The sequence below is a fragment of the Rhodococcus sp. I2R genome (assembly GCF_020889545.1).
Classification (GTDB): Bacteria; Actinomycetota; Actinomycetes; order Mycobacteriales; family Mycobacteriaceae; genus Rhodococcoides.
In genome coordinates, this window is sequence record NZ_JAHUTG010000008.1 from 145,604 (window position 1) to 157,640 (window position 12,037).

The 12,037-nt window shown below is 65.0% G+C and carries 10 protein-coding genes; all 10 read right to left on the bottom strand.

What is annotated here, in order from left to right; all coding sequences use genetic code 11:
* Positions 1 to 19: 19 nt before the first annotated feature.
* The 10 genes from KVY23_RS10570 to KVY23_RS10615 all read right to left on the bottom strand — a co-directional run bounded on the left by KVY23_RS10570 (position 20) and on the right by KVY23_RS10615 (position 12,034).
* On the bottom strand, positions 20 to 2,059 hold the full coding sequence (locus tag KVY23_RS10570; protein WP_374108716.1) for a primosomal protein N': 2,040 nt from the start codon (positions 2,057 to 2,059) through the stop codon (positions 20 to 22).
* Between the two features lie 43 nt (positions 2,060 to 2,102).
* Complete coding sequence (metK, locus tag KVY23_RS10575) at positions 2,103 to 3,317, bottom strand: methionine adenosyltransferase (protein WP_230556360.1); 1,215 nt, start codon at positions 3,315 to 3,317, stop codon at positions 2,103 to 2,105.
* Positions 3,318 to 3,458: 141 nt separating this feature from the next.
* The gene (gene coaBC, locus KVY23_RS10580) at positions 3,459 to 4,700 is read right to left on the bottom strand and encodes a bifunctional phosphopantothenoylcysteine decarboxylase/phosphopantothenate--cysteine ligase CoaBC (RefSeq protein WP_230556361.1); all 1,242 of its coding nucleotides are present in this window, start codon (positions 4,698 to 4,700) and stop codon (positions 3,459 to 3,461) included.
* A gap of 20 nt (positions 4,701 to 4,720) precedes the next feature.
* Positions 4,721 to 5,026, bottom strand: coding sequence for a DNA-directed RNA polymerase subunit omega (gene rpoZ / locus KVY23_RS10585; protein ID WP_068376118.1), 306 nt, complete (start codon positions 5,024 to 5,026; stop codon positions 4,721 to 4,723).
* A gap of 79 nt (positions 5,027 to 5,105) precedes the next feature.
* Positions 5,106 to 5,702 carry a guanylate kinase gene (gmk, locus tag KVY23_RS10590; protein ID WP_206510670.1) on the bottom strand — a complete coding sequence of 199 codons (597 nt, stop codon included), beginning with the start codon at positions 5,700 to 5,702 and terminating at the stop codon, positions 5,106 to 5,108.
* A 29-nt stretch (positions 5,703 to 5,731) separates the two neighbouring features.
* Complete coding sequence (gene mihF / locus KVY23_RS10595) at positions 5,732 to 6,052, bottom strand: integration host factor, actinobacterial type (protein ID WP_075838663.1); 321 nt, start codon at positions 6,050 to 6,052, stop codon at positions 5,732 to 5,734.
* A gap of 156 nt (positions 6,053 to 6,208) precedes the next feature.
* Complete coding sequence (gene pyrF / locus KVY23_RS10600) at positions 6,209 to 7,036, bottom strand: orotidine-5'-phosphate decarboxylase (protein ID WP_230556362.1); 828 nt, start codon at positions 7,034 to 7,036, stop codon at positions 6,209 to 6,211.
* Entirely contained in the window at positions 7,033 to 10,392 is a 3,360-nt protein-coding gene (carB, locus tag KVY23_RS10605; protein ID WP_230556363.1) for a carbamoyl-phosphate synthase large subunit, read from the bottom strand. The genes pyrF and carB overlap by 4 nt, the downstream gene beginning before the upstream one ends.
* Positions 10,392 to 11,525 (bottom strand): glutamine-hydrolyzing carbamoyl-phosphate synthase small subunit, encoded by a 1,134-nt coding sequence (gene carA / locus KVY23_RS10610; RefSeq protein WP_230556364.1) that lies wholly within the window; start codon positions 11,523 to 11,525, stop codon positions 10,392 to 10,394. The genes carB and carA overlap by 1 nt, the downstream gene beginning before the upstream one ends.
* Positions 11,522 to 12,034 carry a transporter gene (locus KVY23_RS10615; RefSeq protein WP_230556365.1) on the bottom strand — a complete coding sequence of 171 codons (513 nt, stop codon included), beginning with the start codon at positions 12,032 to 12,034 and terminating at the stop codon, positions 11,522 to 11,524. The genes carA and KVY23_RS10615 overlap by 4 nt, the downstream gene beginning before the upstream one ends.
* Positions 12,035 to 12,037 lie beyond the last annotated feature (3 nt).

Below are 12,037 nucleotides of genomic sequence, written 5' to 3' on the forward strand. Positions count from 1 at the left end.
GTCGGTCGACACAGAGGGGTCAGCCGATTCGGATGGGGTCTATCTGCACGCGAACCGACGCGGTGTTCTTACGCGCACTGCGCATCGCCTGCGCATCGGCGAGAGCGCGAGCAAGAGCGGCACCCGAACCGCGCGACACACGCAACAGCAGACGCTGCACGTCGCCGTCGAAACCGTCGTCTCTCCCGGATCCCCCGCCCGCGGGATGTCGCTGCCCCTCGGGAAGGTCGACCGGTCCGAGGATCTCGACGCCATCTGGTAGCGCCGCCTCCTCCACGAGGGCGTCGATCGCTGCGCTCGATCCATCGACGGCGGCGACATGCACAGCGGGCGGGAACCCGACCTCGATTCGCTCGTCGAGCTGAGCGCGAGCGTGTCCGACCGGATCCCACCGAACCAGCGCCTGGACGGTCGGGATCTCGGATTCCGCCACCACCACCACCCGGCCGCCGTCCGCGCCGGCTCGCACGAGCGCCCCAGCGGTCATCCAACGCCGCAGTGTCTCCTCCGCGGCCCGCAGGTCCGCACGTCCGAGGAGAGCCCAACCGTCCAGCAGGAGCGCTGCACCGTAGCCACCGGGTGTCGATGGTTCGGCACCCACCGTCGAGATGACCAAGCTCGCGCCGGACGCCACCGAATCGAGCACTGTCGCGCCCCCGGAGGTATGCACCGGGACGCCGGGAAACGCCCGCCCCAGTTCCTCGGCGGTCCGGTGCGCCCCGATCACCACTGCCCGCAGAGTTCTCGAACCGCACACCGTGCAGCGATGATTGGCGTCGGCGATGCCGCACCACCGACACGTCGGCGTTCCCGCACCGTCTGCCCCGGGCGCCGATGGCAGCGCGAGCGGCCCGTTGCAGCGGCGGCAGCGCGCGGGATTGCGACATTTTCCGCACGCAAGCGAGGGAACGTAGCCTCCGCGCGGAACCTGCACGAGCACGCCCAGCCCGTTCTTCAGCGCGTTACGTGCTGCATCGAACGCGATGGCCGGCAGTCGCGCTGCCCGCGCTCCGGGATCTCGAGCGAGTGCATGGTCGCTGTCCGCCAGCGCAACCACGTGCGGCTGGCGCTCGCGAACGACGGCACGCGGCGCGAGGAGGTCGTGTGCCCAACCCGCATCCACGAGCGCTTCCGCCTCTGCTGTCCGGGCATGGCCCGCCAGCACCGCTGAGCAACCGATTCCATGCGCACGCAGCAGCGCGATCTCGCGCGCGTGCGGGTACGGCGAGCGCGGCTCGGCGTACCCATCGTCGCCGTCGTCCCACAACACGATCAAACCGAGATTTCGGACAGGCGCAAACACCGCACTTCGAGTTCCGACCACTATGGAAACCTCGCGCCGCAGAGCGCTCAACCAGCGTCGATACCGCTTGGCAGGACCGAGACCCGCCGAGAGTGCAACCACCGAATCAGTACCGTTGACCGCCTCGCACGCCGCTGCAACTCGATCGAGATCACGCTGATCGGGTACGACGACAAGCGCACTCCGCCCGGACGCCGCGCATGTCCCGGCCAACTCGGCGATGCGCGCAGGCCAGTCCTCGCCCGGCAACACCTGCCACGCCGCCCGCGGGTTTCGGCCTGCGGCCACGGCGTCGAGAAACGCGGCACCATGGGTGTAGGACGCCCAAGCGTCCAGGTCGACCTCCGGCGCTGCGATTTTCGGCGGATCCACCACCGGCTCCGCCTCGACCTTCGCGTGCCGAGGCGGCACTGCCAATCGCAGCACATCCGCACGGGTCCCGGCATAGCGATGCGCGACCGCTGCGACGAGATCGACGATCTCCGGTGTCAGAACCCGCTCGGCGGACACCACACGATCCAGATAACCCAGCTTGCCCGGGTGATCGGAGGCGGCAACCCGACCGACGATGAACCCATCGACGAGGCGGCCGGCAAATCGCACGCGCACCCGAACCCCGACGGCAGCAGCCTCGTCGAATTCCGCCGGAACAAGATAGTCGAACTCACGGTTCAGATGGGGTAGCGGCAAAAGCGGCAGCACCCGAGCTACGGGAAGCTCGGGTGCCGCCGCTCTCGCCGACCCACTCAGGTGCACACCTTTGGTGGTCGGCCGTGATTCGTTCGATTCGCCGACAGGCTCAGAGACCCGCCGCGGCACGCAGCTTGTCAGCTCTGTCGATCGATTCCCACGGCAGATCGATATCCGTACGACCGAAGTGCCCGTACGCCGCCGTCTGCGCATAGATGGGACGCAGCAGATCGAGGTCCCGGATGATCGCACCGGGCCGCAGATCGAACACCTCGGAGATCGCCGCCTGAATGCGGGCGGGGTCGGACTTCTCCGTTCCGAACGTCTCGACGAACAACCCGACGGGAGCTGCCTTGCCGATGGCGTAGGCAACCTGAACCTCGATGCGGTCCGCGAGGCCCGCTGCCACGGCGTTCTTGGCAACCCAACGCATCGCGTATGCCGCGCTGCGATCGACTTTCGACGGATCCTTGCCGGAGAATGCCCCGCCACCATGACGGGCCATGCCGCCGTAGGTGTCGACGATGATCTTGCGGCCGGTGAGTCCGGCGTCGCCCATCGGGCCGCCGAGTACGAATTTTCCGGTCGGGTTGACCAGAAGACGAATGTTCGAGATGTCCAGCGTCGGAACGTTCAGTTCCGACAGGACGGAGTCGAGAACCTTGTTGCGAATGTCCGGCGTCAGCAAGTTGTCGAGGTCGATGTCGGCAGCATGCTGCGTGGAAATGACCACGGTGTCCAGGCGCACGGCGTTGTCGCCGTCGTACTCGATGGTGACCTGAGTCTTGCCGTCCGGGCGCAGGTAGGGCAGTACGCCACTCTTGCGGACCTCGGTGAGACGGCGAGAGAGTCGGTGCGCCAGCGAGATGGGAAGCGGCATCAGTTCCGGGGTGTCGGTGTTCGCGTAACCGAACATCAGCCCCTGGTCGCCCGCACCCTGACGGTCGATCTCGTCGTCCGACAGACCTTCCACACGAGCTTCGTGGGAATGGTCGACGCCCTGAGCGATCTCGGGCGACTGAGCCCCGATGGCCACGTTCACTCCGCAGGAGTTGCCGTCGAAGCCCTTCGCCGACGAGTCGTATCCGATTTCGAGTACCTTCTCGCGGACGATCTTGGGGATGTCTGCCCAGGCCGTGGTGTTGACCTCTCCGGCTACGTGGACCTGACCGGTGGTGACGAGCGTCTCCACCGCCACCCTCGCCCGCGGGTCTTCGGCGAGCAGTGCATCGAGAATCGAGTCGCTGATCGCGTCACAGATCTTGTCGGGGTGTCCCTCTGTCACGGACTCACTGGTGAAGAGCCGACTACCGGACTTGCTCACGAAATTCCTCTCGAGTTGGGCCTACGACCGATCACTGCAACCGACGCATCGCACCTGGGCGTAAAGAGACACATCGACTTTAGTCATTCGAACTGCGCGAGCGCATGCCCGGTCCGACGCCGATAGACGTCGAACGAGCGTTCAGGGCGGGGTGGGACAGGGCGGGAGAATCGAGACCACTGCGTCCAGGACGCGCCCGGCCAGCAGCGCTTTCGAACCTTCACCGAGCGCGGACTCCGATCCGTCCGATCCGAGCAACCACCCGTCGTTGTGGTCGACCTCGAAAGCCTTCCCATCGCCGACGGCGTTGACCACCAGCAGGTCACAGCCCTTCCGTGCGAGTTTCGCTCGAGCATAGGTGAGCACGTCACCGTGCTCGTCTCCGGTTTCGGCCGCGAATCCCACGATCACCGTGGATGATCGAATCTGGCCACCGCGACGCGCGTCGACGAGACCCGCGAGGATGTCCTCGTTGCGCGTGAGCGGAATGGAATCCGGTTCCTCGTCGCCACCCTTCTTGATCTTGCTGCTGGCGATCGAGGTGGGACGGAAATCGGCTACCGCGGCCGCCATGACGATCGCATCTGCTTCCGGTCCGAACTTGTCCACGGCGGTATGCATCTGCTGGGAAGTCTTGACCCGAACGACATCGACGGCGGCGGGATCTGCCAGTTCCGTGGTGAAACCGGCGATCAACGTCACATCCGCGCCGCGCTGGGCCGCGACTCGGGCCAGTGCATAGCCCTGCTTCCCGGAGCTGCGATTGCCCAGAAACCGGACAGGGTCGAGAGGTTCACGGGTGCCACCCGCGGTGATCACGACCTTGCGGCCGACCAAATCTCGAGGCAGGGAGTCTGCGCGCTCGGCCAACAACATGGCGAGTCCGAAGATCTCGTCGGGCTCGGGAAGGCGACCCGCACCGGTGTCCCGGCCGGTCAGACGACCTGATGCAGGCTCCAGCACCGTGACGCCGCGACTGCGCAGTGTCGCCACGTTTGCGACTGTGGCGGCGTGCTCCCACATCTCGGTGTGCATGGCCGGAGCCACGAGCACCGGACAGCGGGCGGTCAGCAACGTTGCGGTGAGAAGGTCGTCTGCTCGCCCACCAGCCATCCGCGCCATCAAGTCTGCCGTGGCAGGCGCCACAACAACCAGATCCGCTTCTTGCCCGAGACGTACGTGCGGCACCTCAGGGACGTCGCTGAAGACGCCCGTGTGGACGGGACTACCCGAGAGGGCTTCGAACGTGGCGCGCCCCACGAACTCCAAAGCGGACTCCGTGGGCACGACCCGAACGTGATGGCCGCTCTCGGTGAAACTACGAATGAGGGAACAGCTCTTGTAGGCGGCGATGCCACCGCCCACCCCGACCACTATGCGCAACGGCTGATTCCTTACCGGTCTTATTCGCCTTCGGTGTGCTCGAGCAGGTCCTCGTGGATCTCACGCAGTGCGATCGAAAGCGGCTTCTCCTGCAGACCCGGTTCCACCAGAGGGCCGACGTATTCGAGGATGCCGTCGCCGAGCTGGTTGTAGTAGTCGTTGATCTGGCGTGCACGCTTGGCTGCATAGATCACCAGGGCGTACTTCGACGACGTGCGAGCAAGGAGCTCGTCGATGGGAGGATTGGTGATACCGAGCGGCGTGTCGTAAGCCGGGAGAGCGCTGTGCGCGTCGAAGTCGGAACCGGCCACTGATGTGCTGCTCACTGTTGATCTCCTGAAATTGCATCGTTGGTGCTGCGAAACCGCTGCTTGGTACAAGGTCGAACCACGAAAATGATCGGCGTCAACCGACTGACGACCTACCGACCAACAAGGATACCAACTCTTCGCACGAATGGTCGACGTCGGTATTGACAACCACCGTGTCGAACTCGCTCTGTGCCGCCAACTCGACCTTTGCAGTCTCGAGCCTCCGCTCCGTCGCGGCTGGTTCCTCGGTAGCCCGCGAGGTCAGCCGGTGCACCAAATCCTCCCAGGTCGGCGGAGCCATGAACACGAGCGTTGCCTCCGGCTTGGAGACGCGCACCGCCCGGGCTCCCGCGAGGTCGAGCTCCAACAGAACAGGTTTCCCCTGCTCCAGAGCCCGTTCGACCGGTTCTGCCGGCGTACCGGAGCGATGCAAGCCGCCGTGTACGCTCGCCCACTCGAGCAGCTCGCCGGCCTCGATCATGCGATCGAACTCGTCGGCAGTCACGAAGTGGTAGTCCTCACCGTCCACTTCACCGGGCCGAGGATCTCGAGTGGTGACCGACACGCTGAACCACAGCTCGGGCAGCACACGTCGCAGAACTCGGACAACACTGGACTTTCCGACACCGGAGGGACCCGCCAGCACTATCAGCCGACCCCTCCTGCTTGCTGACGCGTCGCTGTCGGACACGTGCGCTACCTCCGCGGTCACCTGTTTACTCAGGCCTCGAAATCGAATTTCGTCAACAGCGCTCTGCGCTGACGGTCACCCAGACCGCGAAGACGCCGCGAGGGTGCGATCTCCAGTTCGGTCATCAATTCCTGGGCCTTGACCTTGCCGACCTTGGGCAGTGCTTCGAGCAAAGCCGAGACCTTCATCTTGCCGAGGATCTCGTCCGTCTCGGCATCCTTGAGCACCTGCTTGAGATCGGTCCCGCCTCGCTTGAGGCGCTCCTTGAGCTCGGCCCTCACCTTGCGGGCGGCGGCAGCCTTTTCCAGCGCAGCTGCACGTTGCTCGGGGGTCAGTTGGGGAAGCGCCACGTTTCCTCCGTCTCATCGTCGATGAAACATGCACGAGTGTTCTCCGTGCACGTTGCTGCTGTAAGACAAGCGATAACCAGCAACGATAGCGACGGTACCCACGTGGCGCGATGATGGCTAACCCACCCCCGCGGCCGGAGCAGAACAACCGATGGTCTATGCCAACGCGGTTTCGATCTCGTCACGCAGAGCCCGGGCCGCGTCCTGCAACGCTCCGACCGAAGGCCCTGCACTCAGCACACCGCGAGAGGAGTTGGGCAGCAGAAGCTCTCGCGAACCAGTGAATATGTGCCTGAGATCATCCGCGCGCGCACCCTGCGCTCCCAGTCCCGGCGCGAGAATCGGGCCGGAGAACGCGGACAGATCCAGGCCGTGGTCCCGAGTCGCACCGATCACGAGCCCTACAGTCTCCGTGCCGTCCTCGTTGCACGCGACCGCGTCGTCGACGATCGATTGTGCGACGGTCCGGCCATCGGTAACAGAGCCCTGTACGGCCGCACCCTCGGCGTTGGACGTCCGAGCGAGCACGAACACTCCCCTACCGGCGTCGACGGCGGTGGCGAAGGTCTCGGTCAGCGAGTCGAATCCGAGGTACGGCGACACCGTCATCGCGTCCGAGGACAGCGGTGAATCCGCACCGAGCCAGGTGCGGGCATACGCGGTCATCGTGCTGCCGATGTCACCTCGCTTGGCATCGGCAACCACCAGCGTGCCCGCGTCCCGCAACACCGTGATGGTGCGTTCGAGCACTGCGTAACCGGCACTGCCGTACGCCTCGAAGAACGCAACCTGCGGCTTCACCACTGCCACCTCACCGACGAACGCTTCCACGCAGGTTTCGGCGAACACCTCGAGACCGTCCGCGTCGGGAGTCAATCCCCAAGCTTCCAGGAGCGACGGGTGCGGGTCGATTCCCACACACAGGCGCCCCCGCGCGGCCACCGCCGCGCGAAGACGCTCCGACCAGCTACCCGGACGGCTCATGTCCTCGGCGCCGAGCTCTGTTGCTTGGACTGATCGGCAAGGGCGGCGTGCAGGTCTTGAAGCGAGCGCACGCCGATGTCCCCCGCGATCGCGGCCTCGATTCCCTGAACGGCGGCCGACGCACCCTGGACGGTGGTGATGCACGGAATGTTCTGCGCAACCGCAGCACTGCGGATTTCGTATCCGTCCACGCGGGGGCCGGAGTTGCCGTACGGGGTGTTGATCACCATCGCGATATCACCGGCGAGGATCTTGTCGACGATCGTCGATTCGCCAGCGGGTACCTCTTCACCGGACTGCTTGTACACCTTCTCGCACGCAATACCGTTGCGTCGCAGAACCTCTGCGGTGCCGTCGGTGGCCAGAATCGTGAACCCGAGGTCCGCGAGCCGCTTGACCGGGAAGATCAACGAACGCTTGTCCTTGTTGGCCACCGATACGAATACTGCGCCGGAGAGCGGCAGCGATCCGTACGCCGCAGTCTGGCTCTTGGCGAAGGCGGTGCCGAAATCGGCGTCGATTCCCATCACCTCACCGGTCGATTTCATCTCCGGGCTCAGCAGCGTGTCCACCCCGGTGCCGTCCGCACGACGGAATCGATTGAACGGCAGAACCGCTTCCTTGACCGCAATGGGTGCGTCGAGGGGGGTGGTGCCGCCGTCGCCGACAGCCGGGAGCATTCCGCTCGCGCGCAGATCCGCGATCGATTCCCCCAGCATCACCCGGGCGCACGCCTTGGCCAACTGCACCGCCGTAGCCTTGGACACGAACGGCACGGTACGGCTGGCACGGGGGTTCGCTTCGAGGACGTAGAGGATGTCGTCCTTGAGCGCGTACTGGACGTTCAACAGACCCTTGACGCCGATCCCCTTCGCGAGGAGTTCGGTCGAGCGTCGCACGTTCTCGATGTCGGAGCGGCCCAGGGTGATCGGGGGCAGCGCGCAAGCGGAATCGCCCGAGTGGATTCCCGCCTCCTCGATGTGCTCCATCACGCCGCCGAGGTAGACCTCGGTGCCGTCGCACAGGGCGTCGACATCGATTTCGACTGCGTCCTCGAGGAAACGGTCGACCAGAACCGGTCGATCGTGGGAGATTTCCGTGGCCCGAGAGATGTAGTCGGCCAGCGAGGCCTCGTCGTAGACGATCTCCATGCCGCGTCCACCGAGCACGTACGACGGGCGCACGAGCACCGGGTAGCCGATGCCACCGGCGATCTCTCGGGCACCGTCGAACGTCGTCGCCGTCCCGAATTTCGGTGCCGGGAGCCCCGCCTCGGTGAGAACCCGTCCGAATTCGCCGCGGTCCTCAGCGAGGTCGATGGCCTCGGGACTGGTACCGACTATGGGAACTCCCGCGGCCTTCAAACGCTTTGCGAGACCGAGAGGTGTCTGGCCACCCAACTGCACGATCACGCCCACGACGTTGCCGGACTGCGACTCCGCGCGGAAGACCTCGAACACGTCCTCGAAGGTCAGGGGTTCGAAATACAGGCGATCGGCAGTGTCGTAGTCCGTGGAAACCGTCTCGGGATTGCAGTTGATCATGACGGTCTCGTAGCCGGCCTCGGACAGAGTCTGCGCCGCGTGCACACAGGAGTAGTCGAACTCGATTCCCTGGCCGATGCGGTTGGGACCGGAGCCGAGGATGATGACCTTCTCGCGCTCGCGCTGCTCGGCAACCTCGGATTCGGCATACGGATCGAGCTCGTAGGTGCCGTAGTGATACGGCGTCTTCGCCTCGAACTCGGCAGCGCAGGTGTCGACGGTCTTGTACACGGGGTGGACACCGAGCGCCTCGCGCAAGGCTCGAACGCCGTCCTCGTCGACCAGTTCCGGTCGCAGAGCTGCGATCTGACGATCGGAGAGCCCGTGATACTTGGCCTGACGCAGCAGTGCCTCGTCGAAGTCTTCCGCGGCGCGAAGCTCGTTGCCGAGCTCGTGGATCTGCTGGAACTGATCCAGGAACCACGGGTCGATCTTCGTGGCCTCGAACAGTTGCTCGAGGGTGGCACCCATCGCGAAGGCCTTCTCGATGCCGTACATCCGGCCGTCCTGCGGAACGGAGAGATCCTGCAGCAGTTCCTCGAGGCTGTCTGCCTTCACCTCCGGACCGGTCCAGTAACCCGCGCGCTTGGTCTCGAGCGAACGCATCACCTTGCCGAACGCCTCGGTGAAGTTACGGCCGATCGACATTGCCTCGCCGACGGATTTCATCGTCGTGGTGAGAGTGCCGTCGGCGCCGGGGAACTTCTCGAACGCGAACCGCGGGGCCTTGACGACCACGTAGTCGAGCGTCGGCTCGAAGCAGGCCGGTGTTTCGCGGGTGATGTCGTTCACGATCTCGTCGAGCGTGTAACCGATGGCAAGTTTCGCGGCCATCTTCGCGATCGGATATCCCGTGGCCTTCGATGCCAGGGCCGACGAGCGCGACACACGTGGGTTCATCTCGATGACGACGAGGCGACCGTCGGCCGGATCCATCGCGAACTGAATGTTGCAGCCACCGGTGTCGACGCCGACCTCCCTGAGGATGTCGATGGAGAGGTCGCGCATCTTCTGGAACTCGCGGTCGGTGAGCGTCATGGCCGGTGCGACCGTGACCGAGTCACCGGTGTGCACGCCGACCGGATCGACGTTCTCGATCGAGCAGATGATGACGACGTTGTCGCGACCGTCGCGCATCAGCTCGAGTTCGTATTCTTTCCACCCGAGGATGGACTCCTCGATGAGCACGTTCGCGGTCGGCGATGCCGACAGGCCGCCGCCCGCGATGCGGGTCAGATCGGCGTCGTTGTACGCCAACCCCGAGCCGAGCCCGCCCATCGTGAACGACGGGCGTACGACCACAGGAAAGCCGAGTTCGTCGACGGCGTCGCGCACTTCGTCCATGGTGTAGCAGACAGCCGATTTGGCCGACTCGCCACCGACCTTGGCGACGATGTCCTTGAACATCTGACGGTCTTCACCGCGCTGGATGGCGTCGAAGTCCGCGCCGATCAACTCGACGTCGTACTTGGCGAGGATGCCCTGATCGTGCAGTCCCACGGCAGCATTGAGAGCTGTCTGGCCGCCGAGGGTCGCGAGGACGGCGTCGATCGGGTGGCCCTGGGCGGCCTCCCGAGCGAAGATCTTCTCGATGAAATCCGGGGTGATCGGCTCGACGTACGTCGCATCCGCGAACTCCGGGTCGGTCATGATCGTTGCGGGGTTCGAATTGACCAGGCTGACGCGCAGCCCCTCCTCGCGGAGCACCCGGCAAGCCTGGGTTCCGGAATAGTCGAACTCACAGGCCTGACCGATGACGATCGGCCCCGAACCGATCACCAGGACGTGGCCCAGATCGCTGCGGCGTGGCATTACTTGTCAACTCCCTCGAGCACTGAAGTGAAACGATCGAACAGGTAGGCGGCGTCGTGCGGACCTGCCGCAGCCTCCGGGTGGTACTGGACCGAGAAGGCGCTACCGCCGAGCAGTTCGACGCCCTCGACTGTCCCGTCGTTCGCGCAGGTGTGGCTGATCCGCGCACGCCCGAAGTCGCTGTCGAACTCCTCGCCCGCCTCACCCTCGAGCGCGAACCCGTGGTTCTGTGCCGTGATGGCGATGCGACCGGTGGCGTGTTCGATGACGGGGATGTTCATGCCTCGGTGACCGAACTTCATCTTGTAGGTCGAACGTCCGAGCGCGCGACCGAGAATCTGGTTGCCGAAGCAGATGCCGAACAGTGGCAGCTCTCGCTCGAGTACCTGACGAGTCAGGGCGACATTCGAGTCGGCGGTTGCCGGATCGCCCGGGCCGTTGGAAAGGAAGACACCGTCCGGGTTCAACTCCAGCACCTGTTCGATGCTGGTGGCCGACGGGACGACGTGCACGCGAATGCCGCGCTCGGCGAACATGCGTGGGGTGTTGGTCTTGATGCCGAGATCCACCGCCACCACGGTGAAGCGCGCTTCACCGGCGGGTTCGATGGTGTAGCCCACATCGGTGGTCACCTCACCGGCTAGATCGGCGCCGAGCATCGTGGCCTGACCCACCACGTGCTCCAGCATCTCCTCCGCGGTTCCGAGTGCGTCACCGGAGAAGACACCGGCACGCATGGACCCTCGGGTGCGCAGGTGCCGAACGAGCGCGCGGGTGTCGATCCCGGCGATGCCGACGATGTTCTGAGCATCGAGTTGATCCTGCAGCGAACCGGTTGCGCGCCAACTCGACACACGGCGGGCCGGGTCGCGAACGACGAATCCAGCAGCCCAGATCTTGTTGGGGTTCTCCGCGCTCGCCGCTTCGCCATCTTCCTCGTTCCAACCGGTGTTACCGATCTGGGGCGCCGTGGCGACGATGATCTGGCGGTGGTAGCTGGGATCGGTCAGTGTTTCCTGGTACCCGGTCATACCCGTGCAGAACACGGCTTCACCGAGCGTCCGGCCCTGTGCCCCGAAGGTGGTGCCGCGGAACGTCCGGCCGTCCTCCAGAACAAGAACTGCGCTGCTCACGCGGTTGTCTCCTTAGATTCGTTCGTGTCGGTATCGGTGTGTACCCAGATCGGGTACACACCCTTGTCGTCTGCGCGGAAGCCCGTGTCGATTTCGGTTCCTGTCGGCAATTCCCAGCGGATGACCAGGAGGCCGTCCTTGCTCATGACCTTGCCGGCAAGGCCGCGCTCGGTGCGTATCGCGCGCACGGACTCGCGCGGTATCCAGATGGTCGACTCTCCGGTGCGGGTGAGGAGGATTCCTCGCTCGTGCCGAGAAAGCTCGGCGATCGCGCGGTGGCCGATGTCACCGACTGCGATACGGTCCTGCCAGCTCGGCGCAATCGTGCTGCCGACGTACAACCCGGTCGACGGCTCGATCAGTGTCGCGCCCAGATCGGCCGGCACCTCCGGCAATTCGCCAATTGTCTCGGCCTGGCGCTTCTGACGACCGCGCCAGCCCCAGAAGATGAGGGCGATCATCGCAATCCAGAAGATGACAAAGGCGATGACGATCAGAACTCTGTCCATAGG